Origin of the sequence: Nocardia sp. CA-120079 (assembly GCF_050955745.1) — a bacterium.
GTDB lineage: Bacteria > Actinomycetota > Actinomycetes > Mycobacteriales > Mycobacteriaceae > Nocardia.
Map to the genome: position 1 here is coordinate 7445829 of NZ_CP192088.1, position 19567 is coordinate 7465395.

The following is a 19567-nucleotide window of genomic DNA, read 5'->3' on the forward strand; positions in this document are numbered from 1 at the left end:
TCCGCCTCGTAACCAACAGCCATGCGGACCAGCGACTTTCACCCAACCGCGGATGCTGCAGCAGTGACCATTCGCAGGCGCTGTCCCGTCGCTATGCTGCGGTCTCCACTCAGTGCCCACCCCAGAGCCGCCACCCGATGATCCGCCAGAGGATCTCGGCACGAAGTGCCACCTGCACCAGTGCAGCCAAAGCAGCATTGCCGGCCGCGCACGGCAGCACTACATCTCGGGGGTCGTGGCGGTCGAAGCGGATGGTCGCCACCGTCCTCGATCGGCATGGTGTCGACGTCGGTGCGCACTGCACGCGCATCTCGTATTCGACGCTGCGGCAGGCGAAGAAGTCCACGACCATGTTCTCGGATCCTCCCGAACGCGCAACCACGGACTACCTGCGGGCACCAAGCACCAAAGGCCAACGCCGTTCCACCGACCGGCCCAATCGCAAACGCAAGCGCAAACCCCGACCCGCGCTCAGTAGACGATCACCCTCCGCCACCAGCCTCCGTGCAGACGATGCGGCACACCCGAGCAGTACTACCGCGGACTACCTGCGGGCACCAAGCACCAAAGGCCAACGCCGTTCCACCGACCGGCCCAATCGCAAACGCAAGCGCAAACCCCGCCCCGCGCTCAGTAGACGATCACCCTCCGCCGCCAGCCTCCGTGCAGGCGATGCGGCACACCCGAGCAGTACTACCGCGGACTACCTGCGGGCACCGCCGCCACCGCCGGAGCCCCCCGAACCGTGTGAGGAGATACCACCGGTGGAGGCGCCGGAGCTGGTGCTGCCGCCGGAAGTGGTTCCGCCGGAGAACTTGCCGTTGGAGGAGGGGCCTGCGGTCGAACCGCCGACCGTGCCGCCGCTCGTCGAGCCGCCCGACATACCACCGCCCGTCGATCCACCCGAGGCACCGCCACTCGTGGAACCACCCGAAGCACCGCCACTCGTGGAACCACCCGAAGCACCGCCACTCGTCGAACCACCCGAAGCACCGCCACCGGTGGAACCACCCGACGCACCGCCACCCGTGGAACCACCCGAAGCACCGCCACTCGTCGAACCACCCGAAGCACCGCCACCGGTGGAACCACCCGACGCACCGCCACCCGTGGAACCACCCGACGCACCGCCACTCGTCGAACCACCCGACGCACCGCCACTCGTCGAACCACCCGACGCACCGCCACCCGTCGAACCACCCGAAGCACCGCCACCCGTCGAACCACCCGACGCACCGCCACCCGTCGAACCACCCGACGCACCGCCACCCGTCGAACCACCCGACGCACCACCCGGCGCACCACCACCCGTCGAGCCCGATCCACCACCGCTCGTGGAGCCGCCCGATGCGCCCCCATCCGCGGCATCGCCCGAGGTACTGCCGTCGGTCGAACCACCTGAAGCGCCAGTGCTTGTCGAGCCGGCCGAGGTACTACCCGACGAACCGCCGCTATGGGAATTTCCCGACGTCGAGCCGCTGGTTCCCGAAGTGGTACCGCCGGACGCATCACCCGTGCTGCCATCCGTGGCGGCTCCGCCCGATGTCGCTGTCCCGGTAGATGTTTCGCCGGTACCCGGTACACCTGTGCCCGTCGAGGGCCCGCCGGTACCCGGAGTCGTCGTGGTGCCAGCCGGCACGGCGGGAGTCGAATTGGTCGGGGCGGGAACCGAACCCGGAAGGCTGACGCTCGGGATGGGCGTACCAGCGGGAGGCAGGTACGGCATGGCCGGGATCGTCCGCGGGCTTCGGTTGAATGGCAGCGGGTTCAGGAACTGAGCGGGGTTGGCATAGGTGACGCCACCGGAATGTGCTGTTCCACCGCGTGGTTCGCTGTGGCTGCCGCCGTGTGCCTCGGCCACGGATGGACCGATCGTTGGTCCGCTCCGCGCCGTATAGGCGACGGGAGCGATCCCGTAGGCCGGTCGACCGGAATAGCCGAAACCCGCCGTCGTGGTGGCCCAACCAACCGCCGCGGAACCGGCCTCCGCGAGCGCTTCGACATCGGGCTCGAGCAGCAGGTTGTCTATCGGGAAGCTGCCCGGCAAGGCATCCACCAGGGACGGCATCTGCGAAGTGTGCGGGCCGCCGAATACCGTGACGGCCGATACGGCCACTGCGGAAGCCACTGCGGCACTGGAGAATACAGCCACCTTCGGCGCTCGATGCCGGCCACCGGTCGACAGCGGTGCGAAGCTGCGGGCCGCATAGCCGGCGGCGCCGACGGCGACGGTCTGCCCCGGATCGCTCGACATCACCACCGGTCGGCCGAGTTCGGCAAGGATGCGCGCGACCTCGACGGGACGGGTGGCGCCGCCGACCAGCAGGATGCAGCTGATATCGGACAGGCGCCGTCCCGTCGATTCCACACATTCGTGGACCACATCTAGGGAATCCCGGATGTGCTGGGCACGCATACTGGTGATATCGACAATCGAGGTCATCTGCAGCATCGACCCGTTGTCGCCGGGTTCGGCGACCCGGGCATACCGCGCGATCATCGAACCGAGCGGCCGACCGCCGAAATCGTAGGAGCGCACGGACTTTCCGACGATCGGGTGATCGTCCCAGTCCGGTCCGACCCGGACCATCGACACATCGAGGCAAGATCCGCCGAGGTCGTACACCAGCACGAACCCGGACTCCAGCGGTCCGCGTTCCTGTTCGAGCCACTCCGCGGCCGCGACGGGTTCGGGTATGAGCAGCACATCCGCGGCACCGGCCAGATTCAATGCCTGCCGCAGCAGCGATAGCTGCTTATCGGAATAGCATGCGGGATAGGTGGCCACGGCTCCCGCGGTCGGCGGGAAGGATTCGAGCAGGCCGTTCACCACGGCGGCGACCAGGTTCGCAGGTGACCAGAGCCGACCGCCCACGACAATCGACTCCGGGTCTCGCGCCAGATCGGCGAAATCCGTTACGGCCATGTCGAATTGGGGGATGCCCCCGATTCGGATGCCACCCGCACTGTCGAAGGTCACCGCCGTGCGGCGTGTTCGCACCGACGACAATGGTCGGTCGCCGGTCACCATGGCGGATACGGAGTTCACTGAACCGATGCTGAAACCCAGACCTGTAGTCATTCGCTATCCCGTCAACGCACCGAGACCACGTCCATCACACAGGAGATCCATGTGGCCGCGGTCGCTTCCCAAACAGCACCCACAGGTTAGCTGCTGCCGGATCGATTCGGATGTCGAATTGATATGAAACGTTTGGCTGCCGTTGACCCCGTTTAAAACTCCCAGCTAGATCGCATGAAAAAGATTCATCCAGTCCTCTGGACGTCCGGCGTTTCGCGACCGAAGGCCCGATTCCACTGCGGTAAACCAAATTCCGCTACCGCGCAGTAACTCAAAACGAGCCCCAGATCAGCCAAGCCGAACAGAACTACCCAGAACCGACAACACACACCGACTGGTCGGTAACCAATCCGTTGCCAGCACTGTGGATTTCATACTGCGGGCGTACCGACTGCCGGAGCATGACGCATCAAATTCAGCGGCTGATTTCCGCTAGCAGTACAGCTCCCCGACCGCTTGACTGGATTCAGCAATGAGCAAGCGCTCGGACGAACCGAGTTCTCAGGCCAGCTCATCAGCTGATGAAACCGAAAGAACGAGAAGGGAATTCGAAGACGATGTCGACACGTTTCGCGGACAAGGTCATGCTCATCACCGGGGCCAGCTCGGGTGTCGGCAAGGCGGTAGCCCTGCGGGCAGCGACCGAGGGCGCGGCCGTGGTGCTCGGCGCACGTGGCAAAGACGCGGGCGAGCAGGTCGCGGCCGACATCCGCGCGGCGGGTGGCCGGGCGATCTTCGTACCGACCGATGTCACCGTCGAGGACGAGGTCGCCCGGCTGACGCAGGCGGCACTCACCGAATACGGTCGGCTGGACGCGGCATTCAACAATGCGGGTGCCGTCAATGCCTTCGGCCCGATCGAGCAGATCGATGAGGCCGGCTGGCGCGCTGATCTCGAACTCAATCTGACCAGCGTGTTCTACGGTCTGCGCCACCAGGTTCCGGCGATTGTCGCCTCCGGCGGCGGCGCGATCCTCAACAACGCCTCGAACCTCGGGGTGGTCGGCATGGGTTCGGTGGCACCGTATGTGGCGGCCAAGCACGGCATCGTCGGACTGACCCGCGCGGTCGCGCTGGAGGCCGCCGAACAGGGCGTTCGTGTCAACGCGCTGGTCTCCGGCGCCGTCGATACGCCCGCTTTCCGCAACTCGATGGGTGCGACGCCCGAGGGTGAAGCGGCCATCGCCGCACTGCATCCGCTCGGCCGGATCAGCAAGCCGGAGGAGATCGCGTCGTTCTGCGCCTACCTGCTGAGCGATGAGGCCAGCTTCATCACCGGCGCGGCGCTCGCGATCGACGGTGGGTTCACCGCCAAATAGTCGGCAATCGGCACCTCGGCCCGGCACTCGCCCTCATCGCGTCGCCGTGCGCCGAGGTGCCGACCGTCGTCACGGACCCTACCGTGCACACACCATGTCGGCGGAAGGCGAAAACCGTTACACAGCACGAATAAGACATGGGCGCGCTTGCGCCGCTCAGGCGCGGGCAAGCAGACGGCGCACGATACCGGTTCGTACCGCGCTGCGGCGGGCAAGGACCGAGGGCCGACGGCGGCGCACCAGGTGATCGAAATCCGCGGGCTTACCTGCCGGTTCACGTAACCGACCTGCATTGAAATCATCGGCCAACTGCCGAACCGTCTCCTGCGCGCAGGATTTGTTGGTACCGATGAATCCGGTGGGTCCACGCTTGATCCAGCCGGTGACATACATTCCGGGCAGCACCGCACCACCGGACTTTTCCAGAACGCGGCCGTTCAGATTCGGGATCACGGCGGCTTGCTCGTCGAACGGCAAGCCCGGCAGGGCCACACCGCGATAACCCACCGAGGTGAGCACCAGCCCGGTATCCAACCGCTCGGTCTCCTCCGTCGCCACCGCACGAACGCGACCATCCGGATCGGTGACGAGTTCGTTTCGGCTCAGCTCGATGCCGGTCACCTCGTCGGCGCCCAGCATCGCGGTCGGCGCGGCCAGATACCGGAAGACGATCCGCTTGCGCGCACCGAACGGCCGCCCCGCTACGGAGTGCAGCAGCCGCAGCTTCTGCTCGACCTGATACGGCAGCTCGTCGGTCACCGCGGGCAGTGCACCCTCGACGGCGATATCGACATCCGCGCCGAGCAGCCCGACGAATTCCGGTACGGTAAAAGCGGATTCGGCCGGACCGCGCCGACCGAGCACTACCACTTCTTCGATCTTGCTCTCTCGCAAGGCCTTCAGCGCATGGGGTGCAATATCGGTTTCCGACAACGCTTCCGGATCGCTGGCCAGAATGCGCGCCACATCGAGCGCCACATTGCCATTGCCGACGATGACGGCGCGGCGCTGCGACAGATCGAAGGTGCGCCCGGCGTGATCCGGATGCCCGTTGTACCAGGCGACGAAGTCGGTGGCAGATACATTACCCACCAAACCTTCTCCAGGAATATCGAGCTTACGATCCGAGGAAGCACCGACCGCATAGATCACCGCGTGGAAGTGCGCGAGCAGCTCCTGATGCGAAATATGTTTGCCCACTTCGATATTCAGGTATGACTCGAAACCAGGCTGCGCCGAGATGATATCGAAGAGCTTGTTGACCTGCCGGGTCTTGGCGTGGTCCGGCGCGACTCCGTACCTGGCGAGTCCGTGGGGTACCGGAAGCCGGTCGAAGACCGTCACAGTGACGTCGGGCTGGGTCAGCAGTTCATCGGCCGCGTACATGGCCGAAGGCCCGGATCCGACTATCGCCACCCGCAACGGCTGACGCTCGGTGTGGATCTCAGCAGCTGGCACCGGCTTGGCCAGCAGCGGCCGCGGCCGCGCCTGCCGATAGAAGTCGGCATTGATCTCGATGAACGGCTTCTGCTCGTCGGTCAGCTTCTTCGACGACGTGATTGCATCGACGGGGCACGCACTCGCACATGCGCCGCAGTCCACGCACGCCTGCGGGTCGACATACAGCATCTCCGCCGTCAGGAAATCGGGTTCGTCGGGCGTGGGATGGATGCAGTTGACCGGGCAGGCGTAGACGCAGGAAGCGTCGCTACAGCAGGACTGCGTGACGACGTAGGGCACGTCAGCCGGCCTTGGCCGTGCGCAACGGCTCCGAGCGGTAGCGGCTGGTGTGGCCGTCGATATTCAGCAGTTTCCAGACCGCCTTGCCGATGGGGTTCATCAGGCCGATGTCATTGGCCAGCGTGCGCACATCGCCGAAGAAGTCGCTGAACTCCTGCTTGGCCTGCTTCGAACCGTAGAACAGCTCTTTGCGTACCTCGTCCGGGATATCGAACTCCTTGAAGAACGACCGGGGCGGGGTGTAGATGGAGCGGCCGAGGATGAACATGACGATCGGCATGACGATCGAGAGCACCAATTTGTTGGCCGCATTCTTCTCGGGCACATGCTGCTTCAGGAATTCGTGCGCGAAGGAGATGTGGCGCGCCTCCTCGGCGACGTGAATCGCCATGACGCCGCGCATGATCGGGTGCACGTCCTCGCCCGAGCGCAGGATCGCCTTCTGGATGTGGTCGATCGGCTCCTCGCCCGCGAGCACGGCCATGAAGAACAGATTCGGGAACAGGGCGGCCACCGGCGCACCGATGTATTTGAACTTGCGCACGAGCGGGCCCATACCGGGAACGTCGATGCCGATCCGGTTGACCATCTCTTGGAACATCAGGGTGTGGTTGTGCTCCTCGATCATTTCGTGGGAGCAGTAACGGAATTCGGGCGAACCGTTGGGCAGACCGAAGCTGTGCGTCACCATGCCGCTGATCAGAATGGATTCGAACTGCAGACCGACCTTGGCGACATTGGCTTGGCGGTACTTGCCGATCGCGATCTTCCGGTCCAGCGGCAGCGCCTGGTACCAGGGGTGGCGACCGAGCGCATCGCCGGATACCGGGAGCACCCAGCGCTCTTCACCGGCATCGGCGGCGAAATCCGGATTGTCCCAGTCGATGTCCTCGAAGGGGTCGAAGTGCTTGTTCACCGAACCTTCGGAGAGCAGCAGCAGCTTGGCGGCGTACTCCTGCGCCTTCGCCAGATCGGGATCGACTGCGGGCGTCACGGCTGTAGACATCGTCGTCACTGCCTCTCCTCGTGGGACACATTTACTGTATCCCATAGTTACACCTACGAGGAGTCACGTCAACCTGGCCCATGATCGGCATTCCCGGCGACGATGCGGTGTGCCGCCGGGTCCGCCTTTACCGCAGCCCGAGTTGCGACAAGCCCGCGACCACCGTGTCGGCGGGCAACGCCAGCGCGAGCGCTACTCCAGCGGCCGACATCCCCGCCGCGATCGCCACCCGGGTCAAGCGGCGCTTGGTGCGCCGTGAAAGTAAGAGAGCGCGCGTCTTCGCTCTGCGCGGTCTGCGCCGATGGTGATGTCCGGTGACCTCCTCGTCCGCGGCGGCGGCGCGACGCGCCAAGATGGCGGCGCCGTCGGCGATCGTGCGTTCCGGATCCGGGGCCGTGATCACCGGACGCGCCAGTTCACCGGCGAGCACCTGGGCCACCTCGACCGGCCGGGCCGCGCCGCCGACCACCAGCACACAGTCCACATCGGCCATGGTCACATCCGCCATCCGCAGACAGCGATAGACCAGCTTCAGCGACGATCGGATATGGATGGTGCGCAATTCGTCGGCGGTGACACCGGTGACCGCGCCGGAGATGGAGGCGGGCACGGTCCCGTTCCCGGCCCGCGCGGCGACCAGCGCGCCGAACGCCCGCCCGCCGAATTCCGTCGAACGGATCGGTACGCCGACAATCGGATTGAGCGGACAGCCCGCACCGACTCGCACCAGGGTGATATCGAGACTTGCTCCACCCAGGTCATAGACCAGGGCTAGGCCCGGCATCAACGGTCCGCGTTCGACCTCTAGCCAGGTGGCCGCCGCGACGGGTTCGGCGACCAGCGCGACATGATTCAGGCCGATCGAGTCCAGCGCCGCACGCAACTCCGCCAACTGGCCCTCGGTGTAGCCCGCCGGATGCGTCAGCGTGACCCCCGCATCGACCGCACGACGATCGCGACGCGCCTCGGTGATCAGACAATCCGTGACGACCGCGATCAGATCGGCCGCGGTCAGCGCGCGGTGCCCTACCCTGGCCTGCTTGGTCTTGCGTTGACTCAGATCGGCGAATTCGGTGATGGCGCGCCCGTGTCGCGGAATCATGCCGACCCTGGCCATTCCGGTGCTGTCGAAGGTGAGGGTGGTGCGGCGGGTGACCGCGCGCGAGCGTTCGGCGGCGGAGCGGCGACCGGGTGGAGCCTTGGCCGAACCCTCCTCCGCCAGAGCGGAAACCGTGTTCACCGTGCCTATGCTCAAACCGAGACCAACCGCCATCGCAATCCTCTGATCGCCGAGCCGATTTGCTTCGAACCTTGTTCACGCAACCACTCCGCGATCGGCCTGCCAACCACCGGACACACGGTTGTCCGCATGCCGCCGCCACTGACACAGGTTGCATAGCCATAGCGCCGATCCCGGCCCACCTGGCACGGGAGCTGACGCGACGATTTCTCGGCCGGATCTTTTTACGGCGCGCCGGGATTCAACGATGCCCTGTTGCTGTTTGCCAGCAGGCAGCCAGCTCGTCACCCCGGCTTCCGATACATGTTCTCACATGCGAAAATAGCCACCAATCGCCCCGCAATCGAGGGTGCCGAACAGGTCACAACAAGCCGATCCCGAGCCCTGTCGAAACCGACCAGTCCGCCGCCACGCGGATGGACCGATCCAGCAACGAGTTCCGATTTCCCGCACCGGAATTCGCGAGCGATTCCAGTGCGGGAAATCAAAACCACTACACCCATTGGCAACTCATCAGCAACAGCCCAGCACTGCTTGGGCACTCGCCGCCCGCCGCACCGGTCCCTGCCGTGGTCCGAACAATCGCGACACCATCTGCGCGGCCTGCTCCTGCCACCGCGCATACGCCATCGGAAAGCCAGAGCGCTGCGCGGCCTGCGCCGCCTGCCACAGCGGCATCGCCTGGTAATCAGGCGCGTGGACCAGCAGTGCGTCCAGGAATCGATCGGTCGCGTACCGCGGATCGGTGAGTTGCTCAGGCGTGCCCCAGCCGACGGACGGCCGCTGCTGGAACACCCCGAGCGAGTCGTGATCGACCGCCGCGGTCACGTTGCGCAACAACGATTCCTGCATTGCGGTGGCCAGCGCGACCACCGCCGCATAGGCGGGCAGATCACGACGCAGGACCACTTCGACAATCGTTCGCGCGTTGTCCCATTGCTCCGGATTCGGCGTGAAATGCCGTTGCTCGCCCTCGATTCCGCGCGGTATCAACTGTGCCGGAGTGAGACCGACATATGAGTTCGGGATCGGCTTCCCCACCGATTCCGGACCGATTGCGGCCACTTCGGGCGAGTCCGCGGGAATCTCGGTGATAACCGGGCCATCCGGTGCGCGTACTGCAGGCGTTCCGGGTGGTGGTGCGGCGATCGCCGGGCCGGATTGGATCAGCACCGCGACGCCGGCAACGGCCAGCGCCAGAAATATCTGTCTTCGAATCGACATGGTGATCGTTCAACTTCCCGCCGCCCGCATACGGGCCGCGTTCGACGACCATTGCGAATGCTCACATCGGATTACGTTCCGATAATTCACCGGAACCCACTAGCGGGTGTTTCGCATTCAGCACAATATGACGTGGAAACCGGAGTTCGGTTTCGACACGCCAGGAATGGCCACGGATTTCGCAAATGCGGAATCCGCAGCCATAAAGCGGAGTCGAATTCGCGCTTATCCCGCAGGCAGTTCCGGAATACGGGTGGCGCGGGCGTAGACGGTTTCCCCGTCGCTGAGCTGCAGCGCCTCGGCGTCACCGCGGGTCACCTGCGCGGCGAAGAGATCGCCGGTGGCGGCATTGCGCAACTCGACGCGCACCTCGAATCCGAGGTGCACAACGCGTTCCACGGTGGCGCGGGTGACGCCCGCCGATTCCGCGGTCCCCTCGTCCTTCGCCAACGCCATGCTGGCATCGCGGCCGACGCGAATATCGTGCGGACGCACCAGATGTCCGTTGAGCCGGGCCACCGCACCGAGGAACGACATCACGAATTCGTTGGCGGGCCGGTCGTAGACGTCCTCCGGGCTGCCGACCTGTTCGATGCGGCCCTTGTTCATCACCGCGATCCGGTCGGCGACGTCGAGCGCCTCCTCCTGGTCGTGAGTGACCAGCACGGTGGTCACGTGGACCTCCTCGTGCAGCCGGCGCAGCCAGGTGCGCAGATCGGCGCGCACCTTGGCATCGAGCGCGCCGAACGGCTCGTCGAGCAGCAGCACCTGCGGGTCGACCGCGAGCGCGCGAGCCAGTGCCATGCGCTGACGCTGACCGCCGGAGAGCTGAGCCGGGTAGCGGTGCTGGAAGCCGTCGAGGCCGACGATGCCGAGCAATTCGTCTACGCGCTTGGCGATTTCGCTCTTGGGACGCTTGCGGATCTTGAGTCCGAAGGCCACGTTATCGCGCACGGTCATATGCTTGAACGCGGCGTAATGCTGGAATACGAAGCCGATATCGCGCTTCTGCGGCGGTATGTGGGTGACATCGTTGCCCGCGATGGCGACGACGCCGGAGTCCAGCGATTCCAGGCCCGCGATCGAACGCAGCAGCGTCGACTTGCCCGAGCCGGACGGGCCGAGCAGGGCGGTCAGTTCCCCCGACGGGATCTCGATGCTGACATCGTCCAGGGCAGCGAAGGAACCGTAGTTCTTCTTCGCATTGGTCACGGTGATCACTTGGTGCCCCGCTTACGTTCGAGGAGGGTCATCAACAGGAGGACTACGAGGGCAAGGCCCATCAGCAGGGTCGCGGCGGCGTAGGCGCCGAAGGTGTTGTGGTCGTTGATGTATCGACCGTGTACGAGCAGGGTCAGCGTCTGCGATTTACCCGGCAGCGCGGAGGACACCATGATCACCGCGCCGAATTCGCCGAGCGCACGCGCGACGGTCAGCACGACACCGTAGGTCAGGCCCCAGCGGATCGCGGGCAGGGTGATCCGCCAGAACGTCTGCCAGCGGGACGCGCCGAGGGTGGCCGCGGCCTGCTCCTGATCGTCGCCGATCTCGTGCAGCACCGGCTCGACCTCGCGCACCACGAACGGCAGCGTGACGAAGATCGTCGCGATCACCATGCCGGGCAGATTGAAGATCACCTTGAAGCCGACGTCTTCGAGTCCGCCGAACCAGCCGTCGGCACCCCACAGCAGGATCAGTGCGACACCGACCACGACCGGCGAGACCGCGAAGGGCAGATCCACGATGCCCTGCACCAGCGTGCGGCCCGGGAACTTGCCGCGCACCAGGGCGATCGCGGTGACGATGCCGAAGATGACATTCACCGGCACCACGATCGCCACGATGAGGATCGACAGCTGGAATGCCGAGATCGCCGCGGGGGTGGAGATCGAGTCGATGAACGCGCCGATCCCCTTCTCGAAGGTGCGCCACAGAATGATGATCAGCGGCAGCACCAGCAGGATGAACAGGTAGCCGAGCGCGACCACGCGCAGCGAAATACGAGTCGGCCAAGACAGATTCATCGCGCCTCCTCCTCCTTGCGCGCCGTGCGCTCGGCCCACAGCCGCAGCACCAGCAGCGTCGCGAACGAGATGACCAGCAGTGCGACCGACACCGCCGCCGCATTCACCGGCCGATCGATCTCGATCTGCTTCTGGATGTACTGCGAAGCCATTTCGGTCTTACGCGGAATGGCGCCACCGATCAGCACCACCGAACCGTATTCGCCGATGGCGCGGGCGAAGGCGAGGCCGCCGCCGCTGATGATCGCGGGCGCGAGGGTCGGCAAGACGATGCGGCGGAAGGTGGTCCAGTTGTCCGCGCCGAGGGACAGCGCGGCCTGCTCGACCTCCCGGTCGGCCTCGATGAGCACCGGCTGCACCGAGCGCACCACGAACGGCAGCGTGACGAAGGCCAGTGCCACCACCAAGCCGGGCTGGGTGGCGTTGAGGTGGATATCGATCGGACTCTGCGGTCCGTAGAGCGACAGCAGCACGATGCTCGCGACGATCGTCGGTAGCGCGAACGGTAGGTCGATGAGCGCGTTGACGATGCTCTTGCCCGGGAACTGGTCGCGGACCAGCACCCAGGCGATCAGCGTGCCCATCACCACATTGATGACCGCCACCACCACGGAGACGAGCACCGTGATGCGCAGCGAGTCGATGGCCGCGGGTGCGGTGATGGCATCCCAGAACCCCGACCAGCCGTCATCGAATGAGGTGACCGTCAGCGCGGCCAGCGGTAGCAGCACGATGATGCTGAGCCAGAGCACCGCGGTGGCGATGCCGAGCGGACCCACCGAACCGGTTACCCGCAACCACGACCAGGTCCGACCTGCGGCCTTGGGTGTGGCGTCTTCGGAGCCGCCGGGAGCGGGCGCATGCCCGATCCCGGCGCTGCTGCTGTCAGTCACGATCGTCCAGTATCCCGTGTGTTTCAGATCACCGAATTACTTGGTGGCCTTGTCGTAGATGACCGCGACGGAGCCGGTGTTCGCGGTGAACAGCTCCTTGTCGACGGTCTTCCAGCCACCGAGATCGGCGATGGTCCACAGCTTCTGCGGAGTCGGGAAGTCCTTGGCGTAGTCGGCGGCCACCTTCGGATCGACCGGGCGGAATCCGGCGGAGGCCCACGCCTTTTGGCCCGCGGTGGTGAACAGGAAGTCGCGGAAGGCGTTCGCCGTGTCCAGATGCTTGCTGTTCTTCAGTACCGCGACCGGGTTCTCGATCTTGAAGGTGGTCGGCGGCACGATGTGCTCGATCTGGTCGCCGTTGCGCTCGGAGAAGATCGCCTCGTTCTCGTAGCTCAGCAGCACGTCACCGGTGCCCTGCAGGAAGGTCTCGGTGGCCTCGCGGCCCGACTTCGGCTGCACCTGCACATGCTCCTTGGAAATGAGCTGGCTCAGGTAATCCAGACCCGCCTGCGGGTTCTTGCCGCCGTCGCTCTTGGCCGCATACGGCGCGAGCAGATTCCACTTGGCCGAGCCCGAGCTGAACGGGTTCGGGGTGACGACCTGGACGCCCGGCTTGAGCAGATCGTCCCAGTCCTTGATGCCCTTCGGATTGCCCTTGCGCACCACGATCGCGACGACCGAGCCGAACGGAATTCCCTTGGTGGCGTCGGCATTCCAGCTCGGGTCGACCAGACCGGCGTCGACCAGGCGGGTGATATCGGGCTCGACGGAGAAGTTGACGATATCGGCCTCGGCGCCGTCCTTGACCTTGCGGGACTGATCGCCCGACGCGCCGTAGGAGCCGTTGATCTGGACGCCCTTGCCCTTATCGGTCTTGTTGAACTCCGGGACGACCTTGTCGAAGCCGGGCTTCGGGACCGCGTAGGCGTAGAGGTTGAGGGTGCCGCCGCTGCCGTCGGCGCCGCCACCGCCCGCGGTGTCACTCGCTCCACCACCGCACGCGGTGAGCACGACGGCGGCGACGGCCGTTAGCGCGGCGATCACCGGGCGACGGTGCGATCGGGAGGATCCGAGGAGCAAGGACCTGGGTGACATGGGTGGAACCTTTCCTATATGCTCCGCCGCGACATGGACTAGTTGTCGCGGCGGTAGAACTGCGGCGCGACTTGTCGACCGAAGGTCGGGGGGACGGACACTGCTGCGAAAAGTTTGCGCGCCAGTCTAGATAAAGATGGGTGCGCAGCAGCGCCGGGCGCCGATCAGCGACAGAGAATGTCCGCGACCGCGAGATTGCCGACAGCGATCAACGCCAATTCATGGCGGACCTGCGGGACGACAATCGAAGACACGGGCAGACTGTATCAGAGGAAACGTCACCAGTTCGAATCAACGCTAGCTATCCGCTTGCAGGCGGCAAAAACCGGCAAAGTTCCTGGAAGAGGGGGGTTTCATCCCATGACTACCAGCCCGGACCGCATACGCACCCGGTTCCCCGATATCAGCACTCGCGCGTGGGAGCATCCCGCCGACCGCACCGCGTTGGTGACGCTGCGCTCGCTCGCCGGGTTCGATACCGTTTTGCGCACCTTGTCGGGATTGCTGCAGGAACGCCAGCACCGGTTGCTTTACCTCGCGACCGCGGTCCGGGTGGACGAGCGGCAGTTCCGTTCGCTGCACCAGTTGCGTCAGGACTGCGTGGAAGTCCTGGACGCGCGCATCACACCCGAGATGTTCGTCTTGCAGAGCCCGCACGTGAATGCCTTCACGATCGGCATGGACCAGCCGTTCATCGTGCTGACGACCGGGCTGATCGATCTGATGGACACCGAGGAACTGCGCTTCGTCGTCGGTCACGAACTCGGGCACGCGCTATCCGGGCATGCGGTATACCGCACCATGCTCATGCATCTACTCCGCATTTCGGCCAATCTGGGCTGGATGCCGGTCGGCGGCTGGGCACTGCGCGCGATCGTTGCCGCACTGATGGAGTGGAGCCGCAAGTCCGAGTTGTCCGGCGACCGGGCCGGACTGCTGTGCGGTCAGGACGTCGAGGCGTCGGTGCGGGTGCATATGAAGACCGCGGGCGGCACCTGGATCAAGGAGATGAATCACGGCGCGTTCCTGCAGCAGGCCGATGACTACGAGCGCTCCGGCGATCTGCGCGACGGGGTGCTGAAGCTGCTCAATCTGGAACTGCAGAGCCATCCGTTCTCGGTGCTACGAGCCGCCGAACTGCGCCGCTGGATCCAATCCGGCGAATACAACCGGATGCTCGGCGGCGACTACCCACGCCGCGAACACGATAAGCACACCAAGATCAGCGATGAGATCAAGGAGGCCGCGCGCACCTATCGGACGAACTTCGACCAGTCCGAGGATCCGCTGATCCGCACCGTGCGCAATCTCGGGCGCGATGTCGGATCCGCGGTGAGCACGGTCGGTCAGGAGGTCGGCGAGACCGTCTCCAAGATCGGCAAGCGTTTCAATGACTGGCGCAGCGGGGCCGATCGGGAATCCGACGAATAACTCCGGCTTCGACCCCGTCGACTCCCCCCGCCCCACGGCCTCAGGCGGGGTGACTCGCCGGTGTGTGTGCCGGCTGGAACGCGCCGGAGGTATGTGACTGCTCGGCCCTGATCACGTGCGTCACCGCATTGATCAGCGCCAGATGGGTGAAGGCCTGCGGGAAATTGCCGAGATGACGTCCGCTGCGCGAATCGATCTCCTCGGCATACAGCCGCAGCGGACTCGCATAGCCGAGCAGCCGCTCGCACAGGTGCCGGGCCCGCTGCACTTCGCCGATCTCCACCAGTGCGGACACCAGCCAGAACGAGCAGATGGTGAAGGTGCCCTCCGCGCCGGTCAGTCCGTCGTCGGTGGTTTCGGTCCGGTAGCGCAGCACCAGGCCGTTCTCGGTGAGCCGGTCGGCGATCGAGAGCACGGTGGCGCGTACCCGATGGTCGGTGGGCGGAAGGAAGCGGTTCAGCACCACCAGCAGCAGTGAGGCGTCCAGGGTGTCGCCGCCGTAGGTCTGGGTGAAGACACCGTCGGCATTCACGCCGTTGGTGAGGATATCGGCCTTGATCTGGTCGGCGATGGTGTACCACTCGGTGGCCCGCTCGTTCGCGCCGTGCAGTTCGGCCAGTTTCGCACCGCGGTCCAGTGCCACCCAGCACATTACTTTCGATGAGGTGAAATGCTGTGGCTCACCGCGCACTTCCCAGATGCCGCGGTCGGGCTCCTGCCAGTGCGCGATGGCCGCCTGAACCTGGCGCTCCAGCAGCGGCCACAGCGACTCCGGCACCTGTTGCCGGGATTTCACGTGCAGGTACACCGCGTCGAGCATGGTGCCCCAGATATCGTGCTGGTCCTGGTTGTACGCGCCGTTACCGATGCGCACGGGTTTCGCGCCGTCGTAGCCGGTCAGATCGTCGAGCGTGCTCTCGGTGAGGTCGCGTTCGCCGCCGATGCCGTAGAGCACTTGCAGCGGAACGGGTTCGCCGTTGTCGCCGGTGGTGGCGTCCCTGAGGAAGGCGAAGAAATCATTGGCCTCGCGGTCCAGACCGAGGGTGTACAAGCCCCACAGTGCGAAGCTGGAATCGCGCACCCAAGTATAGCGGTAGTCCCAATTGCGTTGGCCGCCAGGGGTTTCCGGCAGCGAAGTGGTTGCCGCGGCCATCAGCGCACCCGTCGGCGCGTAGGTGAGTCCCTTGAGCGTGAGCGCGCTGCGCTGTAAGTAGTTGCGCCACGGATGATCCGGGAAATCGCCGAGGGTGATCCACTGCCGCCAGCATTCGGTGGTCTGCCACATCTTCTGCGCCGCCTCTGCGAAGGTGCGCGGTGCGGGCAGTTCTGACCAGGTCAGCGCGACGAACACCTCGTCGCCCTCCTTCATCCTGGTCCTCGCGCGGGCCTCGCGGCCCTCGAGTCCGAGCCGCAGATCGGTGGTCAGCACCAGCGTCGGGCCCACGCTCGGGTCGGTGGTGCGCACCGCGGTGGCCTCCTCATACACCTTGCCGGTGTACTCCCAGCGGGCCGGGGCGCGGTGGTAATCGAAGGCGGGTTCACAGCTCATCTCCAACTCGACCGTGCCGTTCACGCACTTCACCGTGCGCAGCAGGACGTGCTCGGCGTCCCAGTCCATCGGCGTGCGGCGGTGCGTCTTGCTGCGCTGATCGTTGTTGTGCCAGGGGCCGAGTACCAATGCGTCGCGCACGATCAGCCAGCCGGTCTCGGACTGCCAGGTGGTCTCCAGGATCATGCCGCCGGGCAGATACCGTCGCGCCGCGGGCACATTGACCCCGTACGGGCCGATCCGGAAATGACCGGCACTGCGATCGAGCATCGCCCCGAAGATGCTGGGCGAATCCGGCCGTGGCACGCACATCCACTCGACGCCGCCATTGCTGGCGATCAGACAGCTGGTCTCACAATCGGACAGGAATGCGTAATCGTCGATCGGCGGATAGGTGGCATGCTGACGCACGTCACTCAGCTGACTGAGCACGGGCAGGTCGGCAGGTTCTTCTACGGTCAGATCATCGGAAGACGCCATACCTCATCTTCGGTCCGTCTGCCCGTGTCGTCCACCGCGCGCCGAAACCCGGCCGCCACGCGGTGCCGACGGCGCGGCGAATTCAACACGGCTAGGCTGGTGCCGTGCATCAGATTGCAGGGTGGTGGGACGGCTTCGAGCTGTGGGTCGCGGGATTGCCGTTTATCCCGCAGTTCATCGTGGTGTTGGTCGGCATGGTTCCGGTCAGCTTCGCCATCGCCTACCTGCTGGACCGACTGCTGCGGGTCTCGCTGCAACTGCTCGGCCGTAATCGCGCGACCTCGACGGCACTCACCGCAGAGGATGTCGTGGGCCGCGAGCCCGCCCTGATGCCCGAGCCGATCGCACCACCGGTGGTGCGCGAGACCGCGCAGAGCGGGGCACGTTGATGCCGCGTTCCCGCGTTCAGCTCGCCTTGATCGCCCTGCTCGTGCTCGTCGTCATCGCCTGGCTCGTCACCCGCTAGCCGAGTCGTCCGCACCGGTCGCTTACTCAGCCGATCTTGGGACGGGCTCGCCGACGCTCGACTGAACACAGCCCGCATCGAGCTCTGGATTGCGTACGGTCCTACCGATGCGGCCACACCGCGATCTGCTTATGCGGCACCCTGCGTCCTGCTGACGTGCCCGCGCCGCGACTTGCTTACGCGGCCGCGCTGATCCCATCGGCCTCGGCGCGCAGCCCGCGCAATCTGCCGAGTTGCACATCCAGGTCGGCGATGCGTTCCTCGCGGCGATCGCCGTATTTTCCGTAGGCCACCTCCGCGACGCGCAACCGTTCGTCGGCGGCGCGGAGTACATCGGTGGCGATATCGGTGAAGTGATCGCGCAGCGTGCGCTGCATGGCGCGCAACCGATTTCGCGATTCCTTACCGACCTGGAAGATCACATCGTCCATGAGTCTGGCCACCGAAACCTTGGCCTCGGCCTGACGGCGCTGCTTGCGCACCTTGCGGTCGTCCCACAGCGCATTGGCGCCGAGCAGCAGCGCGGCGGCGGCCGAATACCAGTTCACCAGTGGCATTTTCAGCAGGCTGGTGAGCACACCGACCATGAGCAGACCACCGTAGGACCCGCGCATGACGGTCAGGAATTGGCCGAGCACACCGGCTTTCCCGCTGGTCAGCGGATCCAGCGGCGCGACCTGGTCGAGCACTTCACCGGGATTTTCCAGGCGCAGGTCCGGTAGCGGCGGGGTGCGGTGATCGGCGGGGAATTTGGCGGCCACCTGTTCGGACAGCTCCACCGCCCGGTAGTGCGCCACCACGAAATTCTCTTCGACGGCCTCGCAGATGCGCGCATCCAGATCCGCGCCGAAATCCTGCCAGCGGCGGGCCGGATCGGTGGCGGCGATCTCGGCCTCGGCATCGCGCACCAGACTGCGCAGCCGATGCCGCAGGTCGTGTTCGATATCGGCCATCAGCTCGGTACTGCCGTCACCGAGGGTGACCTGCCAATTGGCCGAGCGCTGCCGAAGTTGGTCGGCCTGGTCGCGGGCGGCGACGAGTTGTTCGGTGATCTCCACCCGGCGGCGCGGATCGCGCAGCGCCTCGGCCTCGGTCCGCAGGGTCACCGCCAGGTGGTCGGCGACCAGACGGATGTCGTTGGCCGCGGCTTCCAGGACCAGGCTGTCGGCCCTTGCCAGCACATAGTCACGCAGGTGGTCGACCAGTTGGGGCACACCGGATTCGATATCGCGCTGGTAATTGCCCGCCTGCAGGTGCAGCAGCGCGGAGACCGGCGCCACCGCGAAACCGAGACCGGCCGCGTCCAATAGCTCACGATTGCGCTGCTGGGTGTGCTGCCAGTGCGGGTGCAGGTCGATCTTGTTCAGCGCGCAGATGACCGTCGGACAGAGCTGCTGGATGCGCTCGAGGTAGCCGATCTGTTCCGGGCTGAACTCGGATCCGGCGTCACCGACGTAGAGCACGGCATCCGCGGCGGCGATCATCGACCAGGTGGTGTGATCGTCGCCGTTGCCGCCTGGTGCGTCCATCAGGACCAGGCCCTCGGCGAGCAGCGGGCTCGGCTCGGTGAATTCGGCGCGGATCACCCCGTCGGCGGCCAGCGCGGGCCCGGGGTCGAGCGGATCGACGGGCTGGCGTTCGATCCGGCCCGCGCCCAGCGATTTCACCAGGACGGCAGTCGGCTCCGGCCCGAACTCCGCGATCACCGGAACGCTCAGCGCACTCTCGGTTGCGCTCACCCGCGCCCCGATCAGACCGTTGACCAGGGTGCTCATACCGTTCTTCGCGGCGCCGACGACCACGAGGCGCAGCCGGGTGTCACCGACCCTGGCCCGGACCATACTCAGTCGGCCACCCAGGTCTTGCCGCCCCACGGAGCGGGTCATCTCCTGCAGTTGATCGAGAATTCCGATCACTGGCGCCATCGCCGCCGGATGTTTCACCGTGGCGGCCTCCAGCCCAGCTGCGGCAGACAACCGCTCCTCCTAACTGTCGTACGAATATCGCGTTCGACGATG

At 65.6% G+C, this 19567-nt stretch carries 16 protein-coding genes; 3 read left to right on the forward strand and 13 right to left on the reverse strand.

Annotated features, from left to right (window positions below; all coding sequences use genetic code 11):
- Window positions 1-109 precede the first annotated feature (109 nt).
- A complete protein-coding gene (locus ACQPYR_RS34510) occupies window positions 110-352 on the reverse strand; it encodes a hypothetical protein (protein WP_433623054.1) in 243 nt (80 codons plus the stop codon).
- Window positions 353-703: 351 nt separating this feature from the next.
- Window positions 704-3049 carry an Hsp70 family protein gene (locus ACQPYR_RS34515; RefSeq protein ID WP_433623056.1) on the reverse strand — a complete coding sequence of 782 codons (2346 nt, stop codon included), beginning with the start codon at window positions 3047-3049 and terminating at the stop codon, window positions 704-706.
- Window positions 3050-3639: 590 nt separating this feature from the next.
- Here ACQPYR_RS34515 and ACQPYR_RS34520 point away from each other — a divergent pair.
- Window positions 3640-4401 carry an SDR family NAD(P)-dependent oxidoreductase gene (locus ACQPYR_RS34520; RefSeq protein WP_433623057.1) on the forward strand — a complete coding sequence of 254 codons (762 nt, stop codon included), beginning with the start codon at window positions 3640-3642 and terminating at the stop codon, window positions 4399-4401.
- A gap of 156 nt (window positions 4402-4557) precedes the next feature.
- Here ACQPYR_RS34520 and ACQPYR_RS34525 read toward each other — a convergent pair whose 3' ends face one another.
- From ACQPYR_RS34525 to ACQPYR_RS34565, 9 genes are all read right to left on the reverse strand, one after another.
- Window positions 4558-6141, reverse strand: coding sequence for an FAD-dependent oxidoreductase (locus ACQPYR_RS34525; protein ID WP_433623059.1), 1584 nt, complete (start codon window positions 6139-6141; stop codon window positions 4558-4560).
- A 1-nt stretch (window position 6142) separates the two neighbouring features.
- Window positions 6143-7147, reverse strand: a complete 1005-nt coding sequence (locus tag ACQPYR_RS34530; RefSeq protein WP_433635319.1) for an AurF N-oxygenase family protein — start codon at window positions 7145-7147, stop codon at window positions 6143-6145.
- 127 nt (window positions 7148-7274) lie between these two features.
- Window positions 7275-8387, reverse strand: a complete 1113-nt coding sequence (locus ACQPYR_RS34535; RefSeq protein WP_433623061.1) for an Hsp70 family protein — start codon at window positions 8385-8387, stop codon at window positions 7275-7277.
- 513 nt (window positions 8388-8900) lie between these two features.
- The gene (locus ACQPYR_RS34540; RefSeq protein WP_433623063.1) at window positions 8901-9611 is read right to left on the reverse strand and encodes a hypothetical protein; all 711 of its coding nucleotides are present in this window, start codon (window positions 9609-9611) and stop codon (window positions 8901-8903) included.
- A 225-nt stretch (window positions 9612-9836) separates the two neighbouring features.
- Window positions 9837-10832, reverse strand: coding sequence for a sulfate/molybdate ABC transporter ATP-binding protein (locus ACQPYR_RS34545; protein ID WP_063047837.1), 996 nt, complete (start codon window positions 10830-10832; stop codon window positions 9837-9839).
- Complete coding sequence (gene cysW / locus ACQPYR_RS34550) at window positions 10829-11635, reverse strand: sulfate ABC transporter permease subunit CysW (protein ID WP_062991326.1); 807 nt, start codon at window positions 11633-11635, stop codon at window positions 10829-10831. The genes ACQPYR_RS34545 and cysW overlap by 4 nt, the downstream gene beginning before the upstream one ends.
- Window positions 11632-12432, reverse strand: a complete 801-nt coding sequence (cysT, locus tag ACQPYR_RS34555; protein WP_157124980.1) for a sulfate ABC transporter permease subunit CysT — start codon at window positions 12430-12432, stop codon at window positions 11632-11634. Before cysT ends, cysW begins: the two co-directional genes overlap by 4 nt.
- A 132-nt stretch (window positions 12433-12564) precedes the next feature.
- The gene (locus ACQPYR_RS34560; protein ID WP_433623065.1) at window positions 12565-13623 is read right to left on the reverse strand and encodes a sulfate ABC transporter substrate-binding protein; all 1059 of its coding nucleotides are present in this window, start codon (window positions 13621-13623) and stop codon (window positions 12565-12567) included.
- 164 nt (window positions 13624-13787) lie between these two features.
- On the reverse strand, window positions 13788-13877 hold the full coding sequence (locus tag ACQPYR_RS34565) for an Ms4533A family Cys-rich leader peptide (protein ID WP_387290907.1): 90 nt from the start codon (window positions 13875-13877) through the stop codon (window positions 13788-13790).
- A 106-nt stretch (window positions 13878-13983) separates the two neighbouring features.
- Here ACQPYR_RS34565 and ACQPYR_RS34570 point away from each other — a divergent pair, with 106 nt between their 5' ends.
- Complete coding sequence (locus ACQPYR_RS34570; protein WP_433623067.1) at window positions 13984-15054, forward strand: M48 family metallopeptidase; 1071 nt, start codon at window positions 13984-13986, stop codon at window positions 15052-15054.
- A gap of 40 nt (window positions 15055-15094) precedes the next feature.
- Here ACQPYR_RS34570 and ACQPYR_RS34575 read toward each other — a convergent pair whose 3' ends face one another.
- Window positions 15095-17083 (reverse strand): glycoside hydrolase family 15 protein, encoded by a 1989-nt coding sequence (locus tag ACQPYR_RS34575; RefSeq protein ID WP_433623069.1) that lies wholly within the window; start codon window positions 17081-17083, stop codon window positions 15095-15097.
- 104 nt (window positions 17084-17187) lie between these two features.
- Between ACQPYR_RS34575 and ACQPYR_RS34580 the strand changes: the two genes are divergently transcribed.
- On the forward strand, window positions 17188-17472 hold the full coding sequence (locus tag ACQPYR_RS34580) for a hypothetical protein (protein ID WP_433623071.1): 285 nt from the start codon (window positions 17188-17190) through the stop codon (window positions 17470-17472).
- A gap of 253 nt (window positions 17473-17725) precedes the next feature.
- Here the strand turns inward: ACQPYR_RS34580 and ACQPYR_RS34585 are convergent, their stop codons facing one another.
- Window positions 17726-19525 carry a hypothetical protein gene (locus ACQPYR_RS34585; protein ID WP_433623073.1) on the reverse strand — a complete coding sequence of 600 codons (1800 nt, stop codon included), beginning with the start codon at window positions 19523-19525 and terminating at the stop codon, window positions 17726-17728.
- Window positions 19526-19567: the final 42 nt, after the last annotated feature.

Excerpts from the sequence above, each read along its gene's own strand:
- ACQPYR_RS34510 (WP_433623054.1), bottom strand. The coding sequence starts at position 352 with ATGGTCGTGGACTTCTTCGCCTGCCGCAGCGTCGAATACGAGATGCGC.
- ACQPYR_RS34520 (WP_433623057.1), top strand. The coding sequence starts at position 3,640 with ATGTCGACACGTTTCGCGGACAAGGTCATGCTCATCACCGGGGCCAGC.
- ACQPYR_RS34530 (WP_433635319.1), bottom strand. The coding sequence starts at position 7,147 with ATGTCTACAGCCGTGACGCCCGCAGTCGATCCCGATCTGGCGAAGGCG.
- ACQPYR_RS34540 (WP_433623063.1), bottom strand. The coding sequence starts at position 9,611 with ATGTCGATTCGAAGACAGATATTTCTGGCGCTGGCCGTTGCCGGCGTC.
- cysW (WP_062991326.1), bottom strand. The coding sequence starts at position 11,635 with ATGAATCTGTCTTGGCCGACTCGTATTTCGCTGCGCGTGGTCGCGCTC.
- ACQPYR_RS34560 (WP_433623065.1), bottom strand. The coding sequence starts at position 13,623 with ATGTCACCCAGGTCCTTGCTCCTCGGATCCTCCCGATCGCACCGTCGC.
- ACQPYR_RS34570 (WP_433623067.1), top strand. The coding sequence starts at position 13,984 with ATGACTACCAGCCCGGACCGCATACGCACCCGGTTCCCCGATATCAGC.
- ACQPYR_RS34575 (WP_433623069.1), bottom strand. The coding sequence starts at position 17,083 with ATGGCGTCTTCCGATGATCTGACCGTAGAAGAACCTGCCGACCTGCCC.